We start from the raw sequence: 21778 nt of genomic DNA on the forward strand, positions 1-21778 counted from the left end.
GCGCCGACCGGTCGGGTCAGCCGGGTCAGCTGCCGCGCTGGGCGTTTCCGTCGTCGCCGTCGTCGGCCGGGAGCCGAGTGGGCTCGCCGGCGATCCCGCTGCCCTGGCCTGCGGGCGCGTCGTCGGTCGTCGTGCGGTGGGCCGCGACCTCGTCGTCGTCGACCTGCGTCATCGGCAAGTCGTTCCGGTCGCCGTCCTTGTTGTCGCCCGGATCCTGGAATCCGCTCGAGATGTCGGTCATGGTGTCTCCTTCAGTCGCCAACACGGTCCCATGCGCTCGCAGTCGCCGGCAGGCGGTTGACAGAGCGGATGGCGCGGCGCCGACGGCCACGCATGTCGTGGTGACACATGGGTGACAGAGTCATTACCCTTGTGTCATGCCGTACGGGGTTGCCGAGTACGCCGAGCGCCTCGGGGTCTCCCGGGCCGCGGCGTACAAGCGCGTGCGAAGTGGTCGCGTCGAGGCGTACCGCGTCGGGGCGCAGTGGGTGGTGCCCGAGCACGCGGTCTCCATTTCGACACCGTCGTCACGGCCGATGTCGGCGGCGAATGCGTTGCGCTTCCTGTCGGCGCTGTCGGAGGAGGCGATCGACGCGCCTGACGCGGTCGCCCGGCGCAGGATCGCGCAGAAGATCAGGCTGGTCCGCGATGGTGAGGTCGACGTGCGTCGGTTCTGGAGCTGGGTTCGCGCGCGCTCGCCGCGTCTCGCCCTGAGCGCCCGCGCGGTCGACGTGCCCGACCTGCTCGACGATCAGCGGCTCCTGCGGTCAGGGATCTCGGATGCCCGCGCTCGAGTGGCGACATCCGGCCTGGCCGAAGGCTACGTCTCGCCACAGCACCTCGATGAACTCGTGAAGCACTTCCTCCTCGTCGAGAGCGATCGACCGAACGTCTGGCTGCACGTCGCCGACGTCGGGGCCGATGACTCCGGCCGCGTGCCGATCGGCTTCGTCATCGCCGATCTCGCCGACCACGGCGGCGCCCGCGAGCTCGCTCGGGCGGCCTCGCTGCTCGCCGGCCTCGCGCGGCGTTGACGCGGCTGCCGTCCGACGCGACGACCGCTGTTCCTCGAGCCGCTGCTTGGGCCCGTGACCCCGCGTTCGGTGCGCCGGGCGCACGACGGCAGGTGCCCGACGCAACGCCGGCTGTTCCGCGAATCGCGCCTTCGGGACGGATGATCTCGCGTTCGGTGCGCCGAGCGGTGACTCCAGCCGCGTGACCGACGCGACGCCGGCGGTTCCTCGAGCCGCGCCGCTCGGGCCGGTACGCTCGCGTGCAATGGACCGGACGATCGACGACCCCGTGGTGGTGGACTTCCCGCTCCGCGGCGACCGCTGGATGGCGGTCACCACGCCGGCCCATCGCGTGCCCAGTCACGGCACCGACATGCTGGGGCAGCGGTACGCCTACGACCTGCTGAGGGTCGACGATCGGCGGGGCGCGCACTTCCATCCGGCGGGCACCCTGCGCGGGAACCTTCTCGGCGGGCGGACGCGCGACTGCTACGCGTGGGGGGCGCCGATCCATGCGCCGTTCGATGCCGAGGTCGTGCAGGCCGTCGACGGCGTTTCCGAGCGCGAGTGGATCCACCCGGCGCAGGAGCTCTTCCACATGCTCAAGAACGCGGCGACGTTCACGCCCGACAAGCTCGCGGCGATCCTCGGCAATCACGTGATCCTCCGCGCGCTCGGGACCGGCGACGTGTACGCCGGGCTGGTGCACATGGCGCCCGGCTCGGTCGCCGTCGCCGCGGGGCAGCGCGTCGCGACGGGCGACGTGCTCGGTCGCGTGGGTCACACGGGCAATTCGACGGCGCCGCATCTGCACTTCCAGCTCATGGATTCCCCCGATCCGTTGACCGCGCGGGGCATCCCGTGCGCCTTCCGCGCGTACGAGGTCGAGCGCGACGGCGTCTGGGTGCCGGTGTCGAACGGCATACCGGGGCGGCGCGAACGCATCCGCTCGGTCGAGCACACGTAGCATCCTTGCGGGCGTCGGGCGTCGGGCGTCGGGCGTCGGGCGTCGGGCGTCGGGCGTCGGGCGTCGGGCGTCGGGCGTCGGGCGTCGGGCGTCGGGCGTCGGGCGGCGGGCTGCGGGCTGCGGGCGTCGGGCGTCGGGCCCGCCTGGCCTCGCAGCGGCTCGCCCGTGCAGCGGCGCTGTCGCACCGCGTCAGCTCCGGATCATGGCGAGCCCGAACGCCTGGGCTGCCGGGTGGATGCCTCGGCCGTCGTCGTCGGTGAGGCCCATCGTGGCCAGCATCCGCATGGCCCGCGTCACGTCGGTATCGCCGAGTCGGCGACGATCGACACGGCGATGCGCCTCGTCGAAGGCGAACCGCCGCACGTCGTGCACACCGCGGTCGCCGAGGAAGAGGTCGATCGCGAGTTCAGCGACATCCGGCTGCCGATGGTACGTCGGCGAGTAGCCCGGGCTGATGAGTCGTTCGGCGAGGGTGGTCCACAGCGCGGTGGGATCGTCGAGCAGCCGGTCCCGGGTGACGGCAAGCGTGCGGAGCTGTCCTTTCTGGACACGGGCGAGCTGGAGCGCCCGAAGGTCGTCGCCCAGTGGTCCGCACATGGCGAGGTCGATCCCATCGGGCGCTGCGGCGGATCGGAGGAGATCACGGATCGGTGCAATCGCACTCGCCACGTGCGCCGGATCGAGCTGCACCGGCGCCAGCGCGCCGAGCCGCACGAGGTCGATGCGCAGAGCGCGACGCGCGCCATCGCTCGCTCCTGTGACGGCACCCTCGAGCGCCGGCCAGCGGCGGCACCCGGTCGTACTCACGATGTCGTCCGTGGACGTACCGAAGGCGAGTTCGAACTCGTGCCCCACGGCCTCATGCCACGATGGGTCGCCGAGTTCGCCGTAGGCGGCCTCGGTGCCGATGCGGGGGACGGTTCCGACGCCGCCGAGTTGTGCCGCCCGGGGGAGCGATGATCGAGAGGATGCGCCATCCCGTTCGGTCACCACGATGCGATGCCGCCAGGTCAGGCCCGATTCACCGCCCTCGCCGGCGAGCCCCAGCTGTCGGTACTCGAACTCGAGGCGACCGTCGAACCGGTCGGTGACGTCGTCGACGGTCCACTCGCGACGGCGGCAGGGTTCCGGTTCGCGCTGCCTCCAGTCGTCGTCGTACCCATAGATGTGCGGGGGACTGGAGCGCGCGGGAGTGAGCATGCCGCATCCCCACGCGTCTGCATCTCGCCCCCACCAGGGCGTGTGCGTCGTGCCGAAGCGCCAGCTTCCGGTGCCGGTCCATCCGAACGAGAGCAGGATCGCATCGGCCAGCTCGGACAGGCTCATCGCAGGATCGAGAACGAGCGAGCGCCACACGGGGGCGTCGACGCCATCGAGCTCGATGCGGAGGGTGAGGTGCGCGCGCGTCGCGCTGGTTCGCCAGGACATGGAGACATGGTTGTCGCTGGTGTGGGCGCAATACCGTGGTCTTGGCGGATCCGTGCGGTTTCGTCTGCCCGCGAAGGGTGTGGAGGGACGCTGCGTCGAACGCCGAGCCGGCACGGTCGCGCGAATGTTGCCTCGCTCACGCGGGATCGCACGAGCAGCGACGCAACGCGTGCCCAAGCCGTCTCTTCAGCCGGCGGCGGACAGCGAGCGAGCAGCGCGACACGCACCGTCGCGCTCGGTCCCGATCTCATGCGGCCGACCGGTGCGCGCGCAGCGCGAAGCGCTCGGTGCCACTCTCACGCGGCCGACCGTTGCGCGGGCAGCGCGAAGCGCGCCCGGCCGCCCAACCGCGGGACCTGGGTGGAGTCGACGTGCGGCGGCGGGATGAACCAGACCTCGGTCGCGGTTGCGCGGATGCCCCATCCTTCGCGGTGGATGCGGTGATGGTAGAAGGTGCAGAGCATCACCCCGTTCGAGAGGTCGGTCGGGCCGGCGTCGCGCTCCCACCATCGGATGTGGTGCGCGTCGACGTAGGCGATGTTCTGGCCGCAGGAGGCGCATCCGCCGTCGCGCTCGGCGAGTGCGAGTCGTTGGGCGCGACTGAAGAGTCGGGCAGAGCGGCCCAGGTCGAGGGGGAGCCCTTCGCCTCCGAAGACCGCGGGGATGAGTGCGGCATCGGCCGACATGCGCCGGGCGGTGCCTGCGGAGATCGGGTGGTCGAGCCCGTCGATGCGCGCGTGCCCGAGACCCTCGATCAGGGCGTCGTGGTCGAGGCGCACCACCACGGTGGTCTTCGCGAGCGGGGCGAGGGTCTGTTCGCATCCCAGGGAGTGCCGCGCGATGGCGGCGAGCGCGTCGGCTTGGATCTGCGGAATCGAGCGCGGGTCGTCGACGACCGGACCTGGCCCCTCCGCCGTCGATTCCCGACGGCGGAGCACGTCGCCCACGAGCGCCTCGATCGCGGTCTTGATCGGTGCGGCCGTCTCGGGATCGAGGCGCGCGTGCAGGTGCACCATGCCCGAGGCGTCTTGGCGCATGGTGAGCGAACGCTCGCTGCGTAACTGCTCCTCGCGCGGTTCGACCCCGTCGCGATCGAGCCTCGCCTCGGCCTCTCTGACACCGCGCACGAGCAGGTCGAGTGGCACCCGTGCGGCAAGATCGACGAGGCCCGCTTCGGCGGCGTCGGCGGCCTCGGGATCGGCATGCAGTCGTACACGATCGAGCATCCCGGTGATCGCGGCGGCCGCGTCGACGCCGATCAGGCCGGATTCGAGCGCTTCGGACACGTGCGGATTCCGCGACGACGGCCGGTCACCGCGGAACGTCTGCCGCTCGGCCGTGGCCGTGCCGACCGCGATGAGCCTCGCGGCGTCGCTCCGTGACGCCCCGGTTGCGGCGGCGATCAACCGAACCGGGTTGTGGAATCCCTGCGCCCGCGCGAGGCTCGACTCGCCGCGCTCGGCGCTCGAACGCCTCGACACCTCGGCGGCCACACGAGCGAGCAGCGCCTCGGCGTCTCGTCGCACCTTGGCCAGCGCATCGGTCACGCGCACCAGTCCGGCGTCGGTCATCTGCGCGATCGCCGGCCGGCCGGCCGCCTCATCCGCTCCGAACGGTGGTTCGGCCTCGCTCCACGCCGCACGCAACACCTCGATGTCGCGTTCGAGGACGTGCAGCGGCGATTCCATGGCTCCATCCTGTCGGCACCCACCGACATCGGCGCAGCGTGGAAATTGCCGCCTCATCTGGGCAAAACCCTGTGGATAATGTGCCCGCGACACCGCCTGTGGAGGACAAGTCGTCGGAGGTTGCGAGATTCGACGGAGCACAGACCCGGAATCCGCCCGGAATCCGCCCGAAGCCGATGTCGATCCCGCCCCTCCACGTTCGACGCCTGAGTAGAAGCACCCACTCGCGGCGGAGCACCCGCCCGAGCCATCCGCTCTCTCGACGACGAACCGCAAGGAGAAGATCATGGCGACTCCCCGGGCCCTTCGACCGCTGCGCAACCCGGCGTACCGCTGGCTGGCGGCGGCGCTCGTCGCGTCGATGGTCGGCGCCGGCATCTGGATGGTCGCGCTCGTGTGGCAGATCGTCGCGATCGGCGGCGGCGCGGCCGAGCTCTCGGTCGTCGCGGGGGCGTCGGCGGTCGGGATGCTGCTGACGACGCTGCTCGGCGGCGCGCTCGCCGACCGGATGTCGCAGCGGCGCATCCTCGTCGTCGTCGAGGTCGTTCGGGCGGCGAGCGTCGGCGTCGTGGCGCTGCTGTCGCTGGCCGGCGGGCTTGCCGTGTGGCAGCTCGCGGCGGTCGCGTTCGTCGGCGGGGTCATGGCCGGGCTGTACTACCCGGCGTACTCGGCGCTGCTGCCGACCGTCGTGCCCGAGGACGAGCTCATGGCCGCGAACGGCTTCGAGGGGATGGCGCGGCCCGTGCTCATGCAGGCCGGAGGGCCCGCGCTCGCGAGCGGACTCATCGCGGTGACCTCGCCGGGCGCGGCGCTGGCCGTGACCGCGCTGACCGGTGTCGTGGCGGCGGCGTGCCTGCTGCGTGTCCCCGAGGCGGCCCGGCGCGCCGGCGACGCCGACCACGCCGTCGCCGGCGCCGGCGCCGAGCACGAAGCAGAGCACCCCGAGCGGATGGCGCAGCCGACCGCCACGCGGCATCCGGCCCTGGCCCTGCTCATCGACGTGCGCGACGGCTTCGCGTACATGGTGCACACGCCGTGGCTGCTGGGCACACTGGTGTTCGCGTCGCTGCTGATCCTGCTGATCATGGGGCCGTTCGAGGTGCTCGTGCCGTTCGTGATCAAGGACCGCGCCGGCGGCGGCCCCGAGGAGCACGCGCTGATCCTGGCCGCGTTCGGCATCGGCGGCGCCGTCGGGTCGGCGGTGATCGCGTCGATGCGGATGCCGCGGCGCTACCTGACCGTCATGAACCTGCTGTGGGCATTCGGATGCCTCCCGCTCGCGGTGTTCGGCCTGACCGACCAGGTCTGGGTCATGGTGATCGCGGCGTTCCTGGTCGGCGCGGCGTTCAACGGCGGCGTCGTGATCTGGGGCACGCTGCTGCAGCGTCGGGTGCCGGCGGAGATGCTCGGTCGCGTCTCGAGCCTCGACTTCTTCGTCTCGCTCGCGTTCATGCCGGTCTCGATGGCGGTCGCCGGACCGGCGGGGGAGTCGCTGGGGCTGCCGGTGGTCTTCCTCATCGCGGGCGTGGCGCCGCTGGTGATCGCGGTGGTGGCGATCGTGGCGGCCCGGATGACGCGCGACGAGGTCGCCCACCCGATCGACGGCGGTGACGGCGACGTGCCGGTCGCGCCTGTCGAGGCATCCGATTCGGTGACGGATGGCGCGGTGCGCACCCCCACGACCGCTGACGAGCTCGTGCCCAGCGAAGCCTGGGCGTAGCGCCGAGCTCATTTCGACGACGAGGTCGCGGGTGAGATCAGGTGCACAGCGACCGATGGTTTCCGGATGGCTCGTTCCGAAGTCGCCTCATGTGAGGGCGGGCTCACATGAGCCATCCGGAACACGTCTCGGAAGCTCCGAATGCCGCCCGGAGTCGAGACATCCGTGATCGTCAGGCCCTACGGCGTCCCGCGGTCGTCGTCGCCCTCGTACTCGTCCACGACCCTGCGCGTGAACTCGTCGGTCATGCGACGGGTCTCCGCTTCCTTCCGCGCCACCTCGTCGGGCGTCTCGGTCGACGCCCAGAGGTCGGCCAGTCGGTCCTCGAGGTCGCGGACCTGCGCTCGCACCGCGTCATCCGTGCGGATGCGCGCCTCCTCGGCGGCGTCCCGGACCGCGCGCACGGCAGTGTCGACGATGCGGCGCTCGAGCAGCACGACCACCCCGACGAGCAGCAGTGTCGTGCCGACCGCGCCGAGCACGCCGGCGAGGTAGGCCGCCCGGTCCGCGACCGGCGCCACGAGCAGGCCGACGAGGATGCTCACCAGGCCGAGCACGATGCATCCCACGAACCAGCCCCAGCGGATGCGGATGCGCGCGGCCGGAGCCGGGGCCGCCGCCGGGTCCGGGGCCGCGTCCGGAGCCGGGGTCGCGCTCGTCTCGGTCGTCATCCCGTCAGCGTAGGACCATCCGCGCGATCCGGCCCGTCGGTGCGGCAGCACCGCGGCCGCGCAATCCCCGGCTCCCGCAACCCCGGCCCGCGCAAATCCGCGGCCCGTGCAATCCCGGCTCGCGCAATCCGCGGCCCGCTGCCGCTTGCCATCCCCGCCGTCCACCCCCCAGCACCCTCCCAGCGCCGGCCATAGGATCGAAGGCATGGCCGGGTTCTGGGGCAAGCGCAAGCGCGAGGAGCAGCAGGAACTCGACGCGCAGGACCTCGACCTGGCGAACCGGGCTCGGTCGGCCCTGGTCGCTGCCGACGAGCGCATCCGCGTCACCATCGATGAGCGCGACTTCGCCGAGGCCGAGCTGGGAGCCGACGCCACGAGGGGGCTGAGCGAGGCGCTCGCCGCGGTGCGCGTGCACATGGGCGAGGCGTTCCGCCTGCACCAGCTCAACCACGACCACATCCCCGACACCCCCGACGAGCTCCGCACCCGCAACGCCCGTATCGTGCAGCTCTGCGAGTGGGCCGAGGACCTGCTCGACCAGCACACGTCGGCCCTCGCCGAGAAGATCGCGCGGGCGCGGCGCGCGCCGCAGATCCTCGCCGGTGTGCGCGGCGACATCGGCGTCCTGCGCTCGCGCATTCCCCAAGCCCGCGAGACCGTCGACCGGCTCGCCGCGCGTTACGCGCCCGAGGCGCTCGCCCAGGTGGCATCCAACCCCGCCGAGGCCGACCAGCTGCTCGGATTCGCCGAGCACAGCGCCGGCGTGGCCGAGCGACGCCGCGAGGCCGGCCAGCGCGAGCAGGCCAACCTCGCGCTCGAGGCCTCCACCGAGGCGGTGCGTCGCGCGGCGACCCTGCTCGACGCGGTGGAGACGTTCGAGGTCGAGGCGCTGCGGGCCGAGTCGACGCTCGCGGCGATCATCGAGGACTCCCGCGGCGACATCGCCGTCGCGCTGCGCGAGCCGCACTCGCCCGGCGTCGAGAAGGCGATCGGCGAGCTGCAGACGGCGCTCGCGGCCCTCCCGCCGGCCGGCGTCAACACCGACCCGTTCACCCACCTCGACCGCCTGCGCACGGCGAACTCGGGGCTGGATGCCGCGATCGCGGCCGCCCGCGAGCGGGCCGCCCGCCCCATCCCGCCGCTCGAGCACGTGCACCACGCGATCGACGACGCCGACCGTCAGCTCGCCGTCGCCCGCGACGTCATCGCCGGCCACCGCGGATGGATCGGCGCCGACGCCCGCACCCGCCTCGCCGAGGCCGAGCGCATCCGCCTCGACCTCGACCACTTCCTCGGCATGCCCGCGGCGACCGTCACCGTGATCGACGAGGACCACCGCGAGCAGGCGATGGGGATGGCGCGCCGCGCCGCGTACCTCGCGGCCGAGGCGCTGCAGCTTGCCCGCCGCGACATCGACGCGTCGCGTCCGCAGGGCTACGACCAGTGGGGCGGCCCGGGCGGCCCCGGCTGGGGCGGCGGTCGGCGCGGCGGTGGCGACATGATGGGCGGCATCCTCGGCGGCCTCGTCATCGGCAGCATCCTCGACGGCTTCTTCGACGGCTGAGCCGGTAGACCCGGGGGCCGGGTGGATGTCGCGACTGACGTCCGTTCCATGGCGCGTCCGGAGCGCCGATCGTACGATGGAGCATGGCCGGGTTCCGGTTCGCGCGCCGAGGAGGTGCGCACGAACTCGAGGCCCGCGACGCCGACCTGGCGAAGCGGGTCGGGTCGGCCCTGTTCGCCGCCGATGAGCGCATCCGTGCGACCGTCGACGAGCTCGGTTTCGCCGAGGCCGAGTTGGGCGCCGACGCGACCGGGCACCTGGGCGAGGCCCTGGTCGCAGCGCGCAGGCGAGTGAACGACGGGTTCCGGTTGAACCGCCTCAACCAGGCAGCCGTCCCCGGCACCGCCGACGAGACGCGCGCTCGCGCCATGCGCATCCTCGAGCTCTGCGAACAGGTCCACCGCATGCTCGATGAGCAGACTGCTGCACTGGCCGATCGGATGGCGCGGGCCCGGCGTGCGCCCGAGGTCATCGCCGGGGTGCGAGCCGACATCGAACGCCTCGGCACTCGGATCCAGCCCGCCCGCGAGACCGTCGATCGCCTCGCCGCACGCTATGCGCCTGAGGCACTCGCCGAGGTGGCTGCCGGCCCCGCCGAGGCCGCGCAGCTGCTCGGGCTCGCGGCGCACAGCGCGCGCGTCGCCGAGCGACGGCATGAGCAGGGACGGCGCGAGCAGGCGCTTGTGGCGCTCGAGGCATCCGTCGCATCGGTGCGCCGGGCCGAGGTGCTGCTCGATACCGCGGAGAACTTCGAGGTCGAGGCGCTGCGGGCGGAGGCCGCGCTGGCCGCGCTCGTCGACGAATCCCGCCGCGCCCTGGCCGGCGCATCGAACGAGCCCCGCTCCCGCGACGTTACGACCGCGATCGCCGGGGTGCGGGCGGCCCTCGCCGCCCTTCCGGGGGCCGGCGTCAACACCGACCCCATCGGCCACCTCGCCCGACTCCGCGAGGCGAAGACTGCGCTGGATGCCGCGATCGCGGCCGCTCGCGAGCGCGCGCTGCGTCCCACTCCTTCGGTCGGCCACGTGCATCACGCGATCCGGGACGCCGACCGCAGGCTCGACGTCGCGCGTGACGCGATCGCCGCCCACCCGGGCTGGATCGGCGCCGCGGCGCGCGCGCGACTCGCCGAGTCCGAGCGCATCCGGATCGACCTCGGCCACGTGCTCGGCAGCCCCATTGAGACCATCACTGTGACGGACTCGGGTCACCGAGAGCGGGTGATTTCCATGGCTGATCGGGTCGTCTCTCTCGCGAGCGAATCCCTGCGCCTGGCGCGGCGCGATCTCGAGGCGTTCCACGCGCAGAGCCCCGGGCGACTCGATCCGCTCGCCTGAAGCTCTGCGCGTGAGGCGCATGGGAGACGGCGTCCAGGTGGGTCATGTCGACCTCGCCTCAATTGAGGGCGCGTTGACCTGAGCGAAGGGGAAGCGATGCCCGGGTGGGTCATGTCGACCTCGCCTCAATTGAGGACGCGTTCGCGTGAGCGAAGGGGAAGCGGTGCCCGGGTGGGTCATGTCGACCTCGACTCAATTGAGGACGCGTTCGCGTAAGCGAAGGGGAAGCGGTGTCGACGAGCCTCATGTCCACCTCGCCTCAATTGAGGGCGCGTTGACATGAGCGGAGGGGAACGTTCCAAGCGGGTCAGGTCGACCCGGCCTCAATTGAGGGCGCGTTGAGATGAGCGAACGGGAAGCGTGTCCCAGGGGGGTGATGTCGACCCGGCCTCATCTGAGGGCGCGTTGACATGAGCGAACTGAAGCCGTGTCCAGCCGGCGAGCGATGGGCCGCCCAGCGGGCGTCGAAGCGCGCGACCGCCGGATGGGCGACTCACGGTCGTTCGGGGCGATGAGGCTGCCCGCTCGCGGCGTTGATCGCCGTGTCGGCTGGCCGGCGCGGACGCGTGGCCCTCCTGCCAAACCGAAGCCGCGCGATTTTGGCATCCGCGAAGTGTTGACGGGCCCACCCGACCGGCTCTACTGTCTGATCAAACGTTTTGGCAAAACGTTTAGGCACTCCCCAAGCCACCTCCCCGCCCACGAACCACAGACATGAATGGAGCCGAAGTGATGGAGCTTCGCACCCGCACCTCCGCGCCCGCCACGCGCCGCCGTCTCATCCCCTCGCTCGCCGCCGTGGGCGCCGCCGCCCTGGTGCTCTCCGGCTGCGGCGTCGGCGGTGGCGACGGCGCCGCTGACGCCGACGAGCTGACCGTCGTCGTCGAAGGCGGCGGCCTCGCCGAGCTGCAGCCGATCGCCGACGCCTACAAGGAGGAGACCGGCACGACCGTCACCCTCGTCGAGCTGCCGTACGACGGTCTCTACGACCGCATCTCGTCGGAGCTGGCATCCGGTCAGGTCTCCTTCGACGTCGCCGCCCTCGACGCGATCTGGCTCACCGCCTTCGCCGACGGCGTCACCCCGCTCGACGACCTGTTCACCGACGACGTGAAGGCCGACCTGTTCCCCGGCCTCGTCAGCGAGGCGCAGGTCGACGGGAGCTTCGTCGGCATGCCCGTCTGGACGAACTCCGAGATCCTCTTCTACCGCACCGACCTCTTCGAAGACCCGGCCGAGCAGGCCGCGTTCCAGGCGAAGTACGGCTACGAGCTCGCACCGCCCACCGACTGGGAGCAGTACCGCGACGTCGCCGAGTTCTTCACGCGCGACACCGACGGCGACGGCCAGGTCGACCTGTACGGCACCGACGTGAAGGGCGCGGTCGAGACCGAGTGGCTCGCGACCGTCTCGCAGGCGGGGGAGGAGCACATGGTGCTCGACCCCGAGTCGGGCGAGGTCACGATCGACGACGCCGAGCACCTCGAGGCGCTCGACTGGTACACGAGCCTGCTGCCGTACGCGCCATCCGGTGCCGCGCAGCTCGACTGGGCCGGCGCGCAGAACCTCTTCTACCAGGGCCAGCTCGCGATGATGCGGTTCTGGGGCCACGCCTACACGGGCACGCCCGACGACTCGGTCGTGAAGGACAGCATCGGCGCCGCGCCGATGATCGCCGGCCCCGGCGGCATCGCCGGCGTTCCGGGCGCCTGGTACCTGTCGGTGCCGACCGCGTCCGACAAGCAGGAGGAGGCGAAGGAGTTCATCGCCTTCGCCTACGAGAACAACGAGCTCTCGATGGACTCGTGGCTCGGCCTCGCCGCACGCATCTCGGCGTTCGAGTCGAAGCAGGGCGAGGAGGGCAAGGAGCACTACGCCGCCCTGCTCGAGACGCTCAACGCGCCGCAGACCCTCGCCCGCCCGGCGACGCCGCAGTGGCAGGAGATCGTCGACACCGTGCTCACGCCGCTGCTGCAGAAGGCGGTCGAGCCCGGCGCCGACAACGCCGCGCTGCTCGCCGAGGCGAAGGCCCAGATCGAGGCGATCGTCGAGTAACCATGCGCACCACGACCAGCACGACGGCCGGGGCGGCAGCCGCCTCCCCGGCCCCGGGCCCCAGGCACCCGGGTGTGGGGGGGGGGGGGGGGGGGGTCCCCCCCGCACCCCCCCGTGGTGTGGGCGGCCGCCACAGGACCAGCACAGGCACCGACAGCAGCACCAACACCAACAGCAACAGCCCCCCCCCCCCCCTCGGCCCCAGCCCCCTGTGTGTCGGGTGCCTCCTCGCCCCCCCCCACCCCGGCACCGCCCGGTGGTACGGCCGGCCGCCACGGGACCGGCACCGGCACCGACGGCAGCGCCGACACCAGCGGCACCGGCCCCACCGGCACCGGCGCTGACGGAACCGGCACCGCCGCCGCCCCCACCGGCACCACCCCGCCCGGCCCGCCCAAGCTCGCGGCGCTCGGCCGCCCCCGCCGCCGCACCAGCCTGAGCGACCGCCGCTTCGCGCTCCTGCTCATGCTCCCCGCCGCGCTCTTCCTCGCGGTCTTCGTCGGCTGGCCGCTCGTGAAGTTCGTCACCGACAGCTTCTTCGAGATCTCGCCGATCGCCGGCGGGCCTCGCGAGTTCGTCGGCCTCGACAACTACGCCGAGGCCTTCGCGTCCGAGGCCTTCCAGGGCGCGGCGTGGCGCACGGTCGTCTACACGCTGATCGTCGTCACGGCCGAGTTCGTGCTCGGTCTCGCGGTCGCCCTGCTCTTCACCGCGCTCGGCCGCCGGTCGAACGCGTTCCGCACGCTGTTCATGTACCCGCTCATGATCGCCCCGGTCGTCGCGGGTCTGCTCTGGCGCTTCCTGCTCATCGACAACTTCGGCATCGTGAACCAGCTGCTCTTCGAATGGGGCATCCTCGACAGCCCGGATCAGATCCAGTGGCTGAGCGACCCCGACATCGCCCTCTTCTCGGTCGCCCTGCCCGACATCTGGCTCACGACCTCGTTCATCACGCTCGTGCTGTTCGCGGGGCTGCAGAACATCCCCGGCGACGTGGTCGAGGCCGCGCGCATCGACGGCGCGAACTACTGGCGGCTCCTGGTCAGCGTCATCATCCCGCTGCTGCGACCGGTCATCGCCGTCGCGCTCATCGTCCGCGGCATCGACGCGGCGCGCGCCTTCGACATCATCCTGATCCAGACGGATGGCGGCCCCCAGGGCTCGACGACCACGCTCAGCCTGCTCATCTACCGCACGCTCACGCGCTTCGGCGACCCCGGTCTCGCGAGCGCGATGGGCACGGTCTACCTCATCGCGATGCTGGCGGTCTCGATCGCCGCGATCGCCCTGATCTGGCGCCCGGGAGGGAACGCACGATGAACCCCCTCGAGACCCGCGGACGCGTGAGCCGCGTCATCCTCTGGGCCCTGCTCGCCCTCGCGATCGTGCTCTACGGCTTCCCGTTCGCCTACCTGCTGCTGACCTCGTTCAAGACCCCGCTCGACGCGATCGCCGTGCCGCCGACGGTCATGCCCGAGGCGTGGACGCTCGAGAACTACGTCTCGGCGCTCAGCCGCCAGGGCGTGCCGGCGGCGCTGATCAACAGCGTCATCACCGCCGTGATCTCGACCGTGCTCTCGCTCGTGCTCGCGGTGCCGGCGGCGTACGCGATCACCCGCTTCCGCACCCCGAGCGGCCGCGTCTTCATCGTCGCGGCGCTCGTGACCCGGATGGTGCCGACCATCGCCGTCGGCGCCCCGCTCGTCGAGGTCATGCGCAACCTGGGCCTCACCGACACGTCGTTCGGCCTGGCGCTCGCGCACACGACCATCTCGCTGCCGCTGTCGATTTGGCTCATGGCCAGCTTCTTCGAGGCCGTGCCCGACGAGCTCGACGAGGCCGCGAAGGTCGACGGATGCAGCCGGCTGCAGGCGCTCTGGCGGGTCGTCATCCCCGTGGTCACGGGCGGCCTCGCGGTCACCGCGATCTTCGCCTTCCTCGCGTCGTGGAACGAGTTCCTCTTCGCGCTCCTGCTCACGAGCGTCCGCGCGCAGACCACGCCGATCGTGATCGCGAACTTCCAGACGCAGTTCGGCCTCGACTGGGGCGGGATGACGGCGCTCGCCGCGGTCTACTCGGTTCCCGTCATCCTGCTCACCCTCGTCCTGCAGCGGCACATCGTCGCGGGGCTGACCCTCGGCGCCGTCAAGGGCTGACGAACCGAGACCCGAATGGAGCACTATCCATGCCCGGTGACAACACCTACGACGTGACGGAATGGCCCCACGGCGACCCCTACGACGACCTCGGCGCGGTGATCAACGGCATCATCGCCGACGTGAAGGCACGCCAGGCCGAGTCGCACGCCGACGGCCGGGGGAAGCCCGGCGCGGTGATCCACATCCCGCCCGGCGACTACCGCCTGCGCACGCAGGTGCTGATCGACCTCAGCTTCCTGCGCATCCAGGGAGCGGGTCACGGCTTCACGTCGTCGAGCATCCGGTTCAACGTGCCCGAAGGGGAATGGCCCGGGCTGCACGAACTGTGGCCCGGCGGCAGCCGCGTCATGGTCGACATCCCGGCCGACCAGATCGAGAGCGAAGCGGATGGCGCGGCCTTCCGCATCGCGCGGAGCGGCAGCCCCCGCATCAGCTCGGTCGAGTTCGTCGACTTCTGCATCGACGGGTTGCATTTCACCGCGGACCATCCGGAGACCAGTCCCGGCGGCAATCCCGAGAACTCGTATGTGAACGGCAAGACCGGCATCTTCGTCGAGACGGCGAACGACTCGCTGCGCATCACCGGCATGGGCTTCGTCTACCTCGAGCACGCGCTCACCATCCATCACGCCGACGCGCTCGCCATCCACGACAACTTCATCGCGGAATGCGGGAGCTGCATCGAGCTGCGCGGTTGGGGGCAGGCGTCGAAGATCACCGACAACCTGATCGGCGCCGGCCCGCACGGCCACTCGATCTACGCCGAGCACCACGGCGGCCTGCTGATCACCGCGAACAACGTCTTCCCGCGCGGTGCGAGCAGCATCCACCTGCACGGGGTGCGGCGGTCGAGCGTGACGAACAACCGCCTGCACTCGTTCTATCCGGGGATGGTGGTGCTCGCGGCGGACAGCTCCGAGAACCTGGTGGCCTCGAACCACCTCCTCCGCGACCACGAGCCCTGGACGCCGTTCCTCGGCATCGACAACGGGCTCGACGACCTCACCGGCCTCCTCAGCATCAGCGGCAGCAACAACAGCGTGATCGGCAATCACGTCTCGGAGGTCGTCGAGTCGGACCGCATCCGGCCGAGCGGTGCGGCGCCCGTGATCATCCGGCTCGTGGAGGGGCACGGCAATCACGTCGCCACCAACCATGTCGTGGCGATGGATGTCACGGCCACGTCGAGCGACTCGTGCTTCGAGGCGCAGGTCGACGCCTTGCTGTCGGAGGAGTCGCAGCCGCTCGATGTGATCGCCGTCCTGGTCGACCCCGCGTCGACCCGCAACACGATCCTCGACTCGGGTCGCGCCGACCAGCTCGTCGTGGACCCCGCGCGGAACGCCGTCCGGCCGACCCCGTCGCTGGAAGACGAGCCGCTCACCCGCGCCTCACCCGACGCGCAGGCGCTGCGTGGCGGCATCCGATGACGAATCGATCTGGCGAACGCACCCGCCGACGGCGCGGCGCCGACGATGAGGCGGCTCCGACACGCTGTGGGATGGTACGAAGGGAGGCGGTGAGATGAGGAGACGGATGCCTCGCAAGCAGGTCGGAATCCGCGATGTCGCGGCCGAAGCCGGTGTGTCGGTGACGACGGTCTCGCACGTGCTCAACGACACGCCCCACACGCGCACGAGCGACGAGACGAAGTCGCGCGTGCGCGAGGCCGCGGCGCGGCTCGGCTACCACCCGAACCGGCTCGCGCGCGGACTGCGCACGCAGGCCTCGGGCATGGTCGGCCTCCTCACCGAGGAGATCGCGACGACCCCGCACGCGGGTCGCATCATCCTGGGTGCGCAGGAGGAGGCGAGCCGCCACAACCTCACGCTCGCGATCATCAACTCGACGCTGCGGCACGAGCCCGACGTCGAGCCGTCGGAGGTGCAGGCGTTCCTCGACCGCCAGGTCGACGGCATCATCTACGCCACGGTCTACCACGACGAGGTGATCCTGCCCGAGCAGATGCATGCCGTGCCATCCGTGCTCATCGGTGCTCGCGACCGCGACGGCGAGGTGCCCTCGATCATGCCCGACGAGCGCGTGGGCGCGGCATCCGTCATCGACCTGCTCGTGCGCACGGGCCACCGCCGCATCGCGTTCGCCGCGACCTCGGTCGACGTGCCCGCCACGCGCGGGCGCCTGCGCGGCTACCGCGACGGCATGGTCGCCGCCGGCCTCGACCCGTCGGCGCACGTGGTCGAGGCGGTGGCCGAGGCGGCCGGCGGCTACGAGGCGACGATGGCGCTGCTCGACCACGGGCGCTCGCCGTCGGAGCGGCCCACGGCGGTGTTCTGCTACAACGACCGCATGGCGATGGGCGCCTACCGGGCGGCGGCCGAGCTGGGGCTGTCGGTGCCGGCGGATGTCTCGATCGTCGGCTTCGACGACCAGGCGCCGATCGCGGGCAGCCTGTTCCCGGCGCTGTCGACCGTCGCGCTGCCGCACTACGAGATGGGCGCGTGGGCGGTCGCGACGCTCGCCGCGATGATCGAGGGACGCGACGAGCCGGATGCCGCGGGGCCGGCGCCGACGCTGCTGCCGTGTCCGATCGTGGAGCGCGGGTCGATCGCGGGGCCTTCGCGCTGAGCGCCCCGCTTCCTTCTGCTTCTGCATCTGCTCCCGTTTCCACCGGGCGACCCGCTCGCTCCGCCGCGCCGGCCGCCCGTACCCTGCACACGAAAGGCTCTCCGCACATGCTCCGGCTCGCCGCATCCTGGGTGTGGGACTTCTGGTTCGCCGACGACGGCGACCGCTTCCACCTCTTCTTCCTCAAGGCGTCGCGGGCCCTGCACGACCCGGACCGCCGCCACTGGCGCGCGACGATCGGGCATGCCGTCTCCACCGACCTCGTGCACTGGACGGAGGTCGCCGACGCGATCGTGCCCTCCGACTCGCCCGCGTTCGACGACCTCGCGACCTGGACGGGCTCCGTCGTGCGCGGCGACGACGGCACGTGGCGCATGTTCTACACGGGCGTCGACCGCGCCGGCGGCGGGCTCGTGCAGCGCATCGGCGTCGCGACATCCGCTGACCTCATGACCTGGTCGACCACCGGCCGCGCCCTCGTCGAACCCGACCCGCGCTGGTACGAGCAGCTCGCCGACGGCGCGTGGCCCGACGAGGCGTGGCGCGACCCGTGGGTGTTCCGCGACCCGTCGGGGGAGGGGTGGCGGATGCTGCTGACCGCGCGCGCGAACGTCGGCGACCCGTCGTCGCGTGGCGTGGTCGGCACCGCATGGTCGCCCGACCTCGAGCAATGGCGCGTCGAGCCGCCGCGCTCGTCCGCCGGCTCGGGCTTCGGCCAGCTCGAGGTGCTGCAGCTCGAGCAGGTCGACGGCCGCTGGGTGCTGCTCTTCTCATGCCTCGGCACCGAGCTCGCGGCCGAGCGCCGGGCGGCGGGGGAGCGCGGCGGGATCTGGGCGGTGAACGTGGAGGATCCGGCCGGGCCGTTCGATGTCGGCAGTGCGTATCGCGTCGCCGACGAGGAGTTGTACGTGGGGCGGCTCGTGCGCGATCGCGTGGGTCGGTGGTGGATGATGGCCTTCAAGAACACGACGGCGGATGGCGCGTGGGTGGGAGAGATCACCGACCCGATGCCGGTCGGGTGGGTGGACGGGAGGCTGACGGTGATGACGGCTGTTGCGGGGCCGGTCGTGCCTGGGGTGCCGTCTGCGCCGGATTCCGAGCTGGTCGCCGATGCCTGAACGTCGGTCGGGTGCGCTCGTCATCGGCGAGGCGGTGATGGACCTGATCGACGACGGCCGATCCATCACGCGCTCGCCGGGCGGCTCGCCGGCCAACGTCGCGCTCGGGCTGGCGCGCCTCGGCGTTACGACGCGACTTCGCACCGCGCTCGCCGACGATGACGACGGCCGTGCCATCCTCGTCCGGCTGACCGAGTCGGCGGTCCTCGTTGATCCCGCGTCGATGTGCCTCGACCGCACGTCCACCGCACTCGCCGCGCTCGACGGCAAGGGCGCGGCGGAGTACGACTTCGACATCGAGTGGCGGGTGCCGTCGTCGGTTGACGTCGGCTCGGCGGCGGCGGTGCACTCGGGCTCGATCGCGCTATTCCTCGAGCCGGGCGCCGAGGCGGTGGCCAACGTTCCCGGGTCGCGGCCCGACGGCGTGCTCGTCTCGCTCGACCCGAACATCCGCCCCGCGCTGCTCGGCGAACAGGCGGCGACTCGCGCGACATTCGAACGACTCGCGGCCGCCGCCGACGTGGTCAAGCTCAGCGACGAAGACGCCGCCTGGCTCTACCCCGACGAGCCGCTCGCCGCCGTGCTCGACCGACTCCTCGACCTCGGCATCGCGCTCGCCGCGGTGACGCGCGGGGGAGCGGGCGCCGCACTCGCCACCCGCGCGACCCGTGTCGAGGTCGAGCCGCTGTCGGTCCGCGTCCGCGACACCGTCGGCGCGGGTGACACCTTCATGGCCGCCCTCATCGCGGGAGTGCTCGACCGCGACAGCACCGAACCCCTTCACGAGCTCCGCGAACCCGACCTCCTCCGCCTCGGCCGCTTCGCTGCCGCCGCGGCCGGCGTCACGGTCAGTCGTGTCGGCGCCGACCTGCCCACCGCCGACGAGGTCGCGCGGGCCCAGCACGCGGCGGCGGTCGATCGCTGCATGTCGGCGTCTGCGGGCACCATCCTCTGGTGAACCCCGGACCAGCGAGCGAACGCGGCAACGCTCACTGTCGGGTGCTTATTGCCACGGCACCATCTGAATCTTCCGAGATCACGAGGTGCTGCGTGCAACCGGGTGAGTCCGCCATGGGTGGATCCGACCGAATGCGTTGAGGAGGCTAGGCGTCGAGGCTCGAGGGGTAGGCGCAACGTGTTCAACGAAGCTTCGCGGACTGCAAGCGCCAGTTCGCCCAGGGCCATAGTGAAGTGATGCCAGCGGGCTCGAGGTTCTCGGCCGTCCGTACCATGTTCAAGTACTTGGCGCCGAGTTCACCTAGACGTTCGCGGACTGCACGGAAATCCCGGCTCGCCCAGACTCTGCCGAGTGCTTCGTCCATGATGCGGTCCGTTTCCGAGTCGATCTCCTGGAGAAGCTCGATTTGACTCGTGGGCGCGATGAGCGTCGCTGCGTAGCGCGCAGAGCTCCAGCGAATAGTGGCTTGATGCGGTTCTGGCCAGTCCCGACTGTGGTGGCCGGCCGTTTCGATACGAGCGAGATCGATGATGCGACGGTTCAGCTCCTGAAGGGCTCCGAGCACTTCCTGGGCAGAGGCCAGGCGTTGGACGCGTTCCTCCTTGTTCCGTGTGCTGCGATCCTGCGCGATCGCAATAAGGAGAGTAATGACGCCACCGACAACGACGCCTGACAGACCGAACCAAGCTTCGCCCACGCGCCGGACTCTAGCGCAATGGCATTCATGCTCCGAGAGAAGTCGAATTCGGCAGCGGCAACCACTTCATCGAGGTCTCGCTCGATGAGGCGGATGCCGTGTGGCTGTTCCTGCACTCCGGAAGCCGGGGCGTGGGCAACCGGATCGCGCAGCATCACATTCGGGTCGCGCAGGAGCTCTGCCGGAAGTGGTGGATCGACCTGCCCGACCGGGACCTCGCGTACCTCGTGGAGGGCACGCCGGAGTTCACGCGGTACATCGCGGCGCTGCGGTGGGCGCAGCACTTCGCGTTGCTGAACCGGGAGGAGATGATGCACCGGGTCATCCGGCAGGTCTCGGATTGGGTCGGCGTGCCGATGGAGGAGCGCGAGCGGATCAACTGCCACCACAACTTCACCGAGAGCGAGGAGCACTTCGGCAAGCGGGTGTGGGTGTAGCGGAGGGGCGCGATCCAGGCCGACGCGGGCCGGCCGGGCCTGATCCCAGGTTCGATGGGCACCGCGTCGTACGTGGTCGAGGGCCTGGGTGATGTCGCTGAACTCCTCACCGCACGGCGCGGGCCGGACGTACTCGCGCTCCGCCGCCCGGCGGACCTTCACGCAGGATCAGCTGCGGGAGGCGATGGCCGGCATCGAGTTCCGCGACACCGACGCGTTCATCGACGGGATCCCCGCGGCGTACAAGCCGATCGACCGGGTGATGGCGGATGCCGCGTCGCTCGTGCGGGTGCGGCACACGCTGCGGCAGGTGGGGAACGTGAAGGGGGACTGAGGGGGCCGGCCGCCGGCATGAAAGGGTGACGGATGCCACGGCTCGCGCCGCTCGAAGACCGGGCGGGGGCGGGTCACGTCCTCGGCTCGCCTGACGCCTCGATGCGTCCGACCACCGGGAAGGTTCTGCTGATCATCAGGACGCGTGCGCAGAACGCTCGTCGAGATCACAACGAAGGAAGCTGGCAGTAGCAGTGTCGCTCCGATCCACCTGCGGCTACGTGGGCGCCGTCGGGAGAGCGGGCGCAGATGGACTGCAATGACATCGGGACTTCCTCACCCAAAATGGGGCCGTTTGCGGCTGTTCAGGCATTCGCTCGCTGTACTAGTCTTCGAAGACCTCGAGCAGCGGAGACACAATTGCGAACCGAAACCTATCCGGCCGTCAAGACATCGCTATCGCTTCCCGAACTCGTCGGGGTCATCCGCGCGGAGGGTGACAACAAGACGTACATGAGTGGATTCCGGCGCCTTGGCACCGGGTTAAACCCAGGATCGTGGGGCTGGTACACGCCAGACGACGATCCGTTCGCTTCGGCGCACGAGTTCGGGAAGCCCGACTTCAGCATCGGCATTGGCTCACCAGGCTGGAGTGCGCTCTTTTACGTCTGGGATAGGGGAGATCACCGCATCTTCGAAGCTCAGCGCTCGGTTGGTGTCGACGGTGGGCCGGGCAAGGAACTGATTAGGCGCATCAATAAGCGGCTCACTCGATAGGTCATGACACAGCTTCCGCCTGGCCCGTTAGATGTCGCCTTGGCGATTCTCGGTCAGTTCGGCACTCCAGCGGTCCTAGTTCTCGTCATTGCCACCGTCGGCTGGCTGAAGGACTGGCTTGATGCGGGTCGCGGCGCTATTTCCGGGCTTGAGGCCGCGAGTCGGGCCGCTAGTTCCGCCCCCGCCAGCTTCATCCGAGTAGTGCTGGTCCAATCCCTCTTCGTGACTCTCACTGTTCTAGTTACCCGGACCCTAGACGCAGGAATGAGTCTCTCAGACTCCGTCCTGGGCGCAAGTTGGGCAGAATCATCCGGGATTCTTATTTCG

General features: G+C 70.9%; 18 protein-coding genes and 1 pseudogene. 14 read left to right on the plus strand and 5 right to left on the minus strand.

The window, feature by feature from the left end; genetic code table 11:
* Positions 1-25: 25 nt before the first annotated feature.
* Positions 26-241 carry a hypothetical protein gene (locus ACZ4TW_RS04920; protein ID WP_465540745.1) on the minus strand — a complete coding sequence of 72 codons (216 nt, stop codon included), beginning with the start codon at positions 239-241 and terminating at the stop codon, positions 26-28.
* Positions 242-377: 136 nt separating this feature from the next.
* On the opposite strand from ACZ4TW_RS04920, the gene ACZ4TW_RS04925 reads away from it, so the two are divergent.
* Together ACZ4TW_RS04925 and ACZ4TW_RS04930 are read left to right on the plus strand one after the other, a co-directional pair.
* Positions 378-1034, plus strand: coding sequence for a helix-turn-helix domain-containing protein (locus tag ACZ4TW_RS04925; RefSeq protein ID WP_465540748.1), 657 nt, complete (start codon positions 378-380; stop codon positions 1032-1034).
* Between the two features lie 244 nt (positions 1035-1278).
* Positions 1279-1980, plus strand: a complete 702-nt coding sequence (locus ACZ4TW_RS04930) for a M23 family metallopeptidase (RefSeq protein WP_465540750.1) — start codon at positions 1279-1281, stop codon at positions 1978-1980.
* Between the two features lie 189 nt (positions 1981-2169).
* On the opposite strand, the gene ACZ4TW_RS04935 is transcribed toward ACZ4TW_RS04930, so the two are convergent.
* Positions 2170-3408 carry an IS1096 element passenger TnpR family protein gene (locus ACZ4TW_RS04935; RefSeq protein WP_465540752.1) on the minus strand — a complete coding sequence of 413 codons (1239 nt, stop codon included), beginning with the start codon at positions 3406-3408 and terminating at the stop codon, positions 2170-2172.
* A 296-nt stretch (positions 3409-3704) separates the two neighbouring features.
* Complete coding sequence (locus tag ACZ4TW_RS04940; RefSeq protein ID WP_465540754.1) at positions 3705-5096, minus strand: DUF222 domain-containing protein; 1392 nt, start codon at positions 5094-5096, stop codon at positions 3705-3707.
* A 286-nt stretch (positions 5097-5382) separates the two neighbouring features.
* On the opposite strand from ACZ4TW_RS04940, the gene ACZ4TW_RS04945 reads away from it, so the two are divergent.
* Positions 5383-6816 (plus strand): MFS transporter, encoded by a 1434-nt coding sequence (locus ACZ4TW_RS04945; protein ID WP_465540755.1) that lies wholly within the window; start codon positions 5383-5385, stop codon positions 6814-6816.
* Positions 6817-6995: 179 nt separating this feature from the next.
* On the opposite strand, the gene ACZ4TW_RS04950 is transcribed toward ACZ4TW_RS04945, so the two are convergent.
* Positions 6996-7487: a hypothetical protein gene (locus ACZ4TW_RS04950; RefSeq protein ID WP_465540756.1), complete on the minus strand. Its 492-nt coding sequence runs from the start codon at positions 7485-7487 to the stop codon at positions 6996-6998.
* A gap of 205 nt (positions 7488-7692) precedes the next feature.
* Here ACZ4TW_RS04950 and ACZ4TW_RS04955 point away from each other — a divergent pair, with 205 nt between their 5' ends.
* From ACZ4TW_RS04955 to ACZ4TW_RS04995, 9 genes are all read left to right on the plus strand, one after another.
* Positions 7693-9051 carry a hypothetical protein gene (locus tag ACZ4TW_RS04955; protein ID WP_465540758.1) on the plus strand — a complete coding sequence of 453 codons (1359 nt, stop codon included), beginning with the start codon at positions 7693-7695 and terminating at the stop codon, positions 9049-9051.
* Between the two features lie 83 nt (positions 9052-9134).
* Entirely contained in the window at positions 9135-10388 is a 1254-nt protein-coding gene (locus ACZ4TW_RS04960) for a hypothetical protein (RefSeq protein ID WP_465540759.1), read from the plus strand.
* A gap of 732 nt (positions 10389-11120) precedes the next feature.
* The gene (locus tag ACZ4TW_RS04965) at positions 11121-12443 is read left to right on the plus strand and encodes an ABC transporter substrate-binding protein (RefSeq protein WP_465540761.1); all 1323 of its coding nucleotides are present in this window, start codon (positions 11121-11123) and stop codon (positions 12441-12443) included.
* A 465-nt stretch (positions 12444-12908) separates the two neighbouring features.
* The gene (locus ACZ4TW_RS04970; protein ID WP_465540903.1) at positions 12909-13763 is read left to right on the plus strand and encodes a carbohydrate ABC transporter permease; all 855 of its coding nucleotides are present in this window, start codon (positions 12909-12911) and stop codon (positions 13761-13763) included.
* Positions 13760-14599: a carbohydrate ABC transporter permease gene (locus ACZ4TW_RS04975; RefSeq protein ID WP_465540763.1), complete on the plus strand. Its 840-nt coding sequence runs from the start codon at positions 13760-13762 to the stop codon at positions 14597-14599. The genes ACZ4TW_RS04970 and ACZ4TW_RS04975 overlap by 4 nt, the downstream gene beginning before the upstream one ends.
* A 29-nt stretch (positions 14600-14628) precedes the next feature.
* Positions 14629-16032 carry a NosD domain-containing protein gene (locus ACZ4TW_RS04980; RefSeq protein ID WP_465540764.1) on the plus strand — a complete coding sequence of 468 codons (1404 nt, stop codon included), beginning with the start codon at positions 14629-14631 and terminating at the stop codon, positions 16030-16032.
* A gap of 106 nt (positions 16033-16138) precedes the next feature.
* Positions 16139-17191: a LacI family DNA-binding transcriptional regulator gene (locus ACZ4TW_RS04985; RefSeq protein WP_465540766.1), complete on the plus strand. Its 1053-nt coding sequence runs from the start codon at positions 16139-16141 to the stop codon at positions 17189-17191.
* A 107-nt stretch (positions 17192-17298) separates the two neighbouring features.
* On the plus strand, positions 17299-18309 hold the full coding sequence (locus tag ACZ4TW_RS04990) for a glycosyl hydrolase family 32 (RefSeq protein WP_465540769.1): 1011 nt from the start codon (positions 17299-17301) through the stop codon (positions 18307-18309).
* The gene (locus ACZ4TW_RS04995; protein ID WP_465540771.1) at positions 18302-19267 is read left to right on the plus strand and encodes a carbohydrate kinase family protein; all 966 of its coding nucleotides are present in this window, start codon (positions 18302-18304) and stop codon (positions 19265-19267) included. Before ACZ4TW_RS04990 ends, ACZ4TW_RS04995 begins: the two co-directional genes overlap by 8 nt.
* Positions 19268-19448: 181 nt before the next feature.
* On the opposite strand, the gene ACZ4TW_RS05000 is transcribed toward ACZ4TW_RS04995, so the two are convergent.
* Complete coding sequence (locus tag ACZ4TW_RS05000) at positions 19449-19964, minus strand: hypothetical protein (protein WP_465540772.1); 516 nt, start codon at positions 19962-19964, stop codon at positions 19449-19451.
* Between the two features lie 50 nt (positions 19965-20014).
* Here ACZ4TW_RS05000 and ACZ4TW_RS05005 point away from each other — a divergent pair.
* A pseudogene (locus tag ACZ4TW_RS05005) lies at positions 20015-20735 on the plus strand (RtcB family protein); the annotation flags it as partial.
* Positions 20736-21094: 359 nt separating this feature from the next.
* Positions 21095-21451, plus strand: coding sequence for a hypothetical protein (locus tag ACZ4TW_RS05010; protein WP_465540774.1), 357 nt, complete (start codon positions 21095-21097; stop codon positions 21449-21451).
* Positions 21452-21778 lie beyond the last annotated feature (327 nt).

The sequence above is a fragment of the Agromyces sp. NPDC029043 genome, from assembly GCF_055564615.1.

What these genes read in the sequence shown, in the direction of transcription:
- ACZ4TW_RS04920 (WP_465540745.1), bottom strand. Translation starts at nt 241, where the DNA reads ATGACCGACATCTCGAGCGGATTCCAGGATCCGGGCGACAACAAGGAC.
- ACZ4TW_RS04925 (WP_465540748.1), top strand. Translation starts at nt 378, where the DNA reads ATGCCGTACGGGGTTGCCGAGTACGCCGAGCGCCTCGGGGTCTCCCGG.
- ACZ4TW_RS04930 (WP_465540750.1), top strand. Translation starts at nt 1,279, where the DNA reads ATGGACCGGACGATCGACGACCCCGTGGTGGTGGACTTCCCGCTCCGC.
- ACZ4TW_RS04935 (WP_465540752.1), bottom strand. Translation starts at nt 3,408, where the DNA reads ATGTCCTGGCGAACCAGCGCGACGCGCGCGCACCTCACCCTCCGCATC.
- ACZ4TW_RS04940 (WP_465540754.1), bottom strand. Translation starts at nt 5,096, where the DNA reads ATGGAATCGCCGCTGCACGTCCTCGAACGCGACATCGAGGTGTTGCGT.
- ACZ4TW_RS04945 (WP_465540755.1), top strand. Translation starts at nt 5,383, where the DNA reads ATGGCGACTCCCCGGGCCCTTCGACCGCTGCGCAACCCGGCGTACCGC.
- ACZ4TW_RS04950 (WP_465540756.1), bottom strand. Translation starts at nt 7,487, where the DNA reads ATGACGACCGAGACGAGCGCGACCCCGGCTCCGGACGCGGCCCCGGAC.
- ACZ4TW_RS04955 (WP_465540758.1), top strand. Translation starts at nt 7,693, where the DNA reads ATGGCCGGGTTCTGGGGCAAGCGCAAGCGCGAGGAGCAGCAGGAACTC.
- ACZ4TW_RS04960 (WP_465540759.1), top strand. Translation starts at nt 9,135, where the DNA reads ATGGCCGGGTTCCGGTTCGCGCGCCGAGGAGGTGCGCACGAACTCGAG.
- ACZ4TW_RS04965 (WP_465540761.1), top strand. Translation starts at nt 11,121, where the DNA reads ATGGAGCTTCGCACCCGCACCTCCGCGCCCGCCACGCGCCGCCGTCTC.
- ACZ4TW_RS04970 (WP_465540903.1), top strand. Translation starts at nt 12,909, where the DNA reads ATGCTCCCCGCCGCGCTCTTCCTCGCGGTCTTCGTCGGCTGGCCGCTC.
- ACZ4TW_RS04975 (WP_465540763.1), top strand. Translation starts at nt 13,760, where the DNA reads ATGAACCCCCTCGAGACCCGCGGACGCGTGAGCCGCGTCATCCTCTGG.
- ACZ4TW_RS04980 (WP_465540764.1), top strand. Translation starts at nt 14,629, where the DNA reads ATGCCCGGTGACAACACCTACGACGTGACGGAATGGCCCCACGGCGAC.
- ACZ4TW_RS04985 (WP_465540766.1), top strand. Translation starts at nt 16,139, where the DNA reads ATGCCTCGCAAGCAGGTCGGAATCCGCGATGTCGCGGCCGAAGCCGGT.
- ACZ4TW_RS04990 (WP_465540769.1), top strand. Translation starts at nt 17,299, where the DNA reads ATGCTCCGGCTCGCCGCATCCTGGGTGTGGGACTTCTGGTTCGCCGAC.
- ACZ4TW_RS04995 (WP_465540771.1), top strand. Translation starts at nt 18,302, where the DNA reads ATGCCTGAACGTCGGTCGGGTGCGCTCGTCATCGGCGAGGCGGTGATG.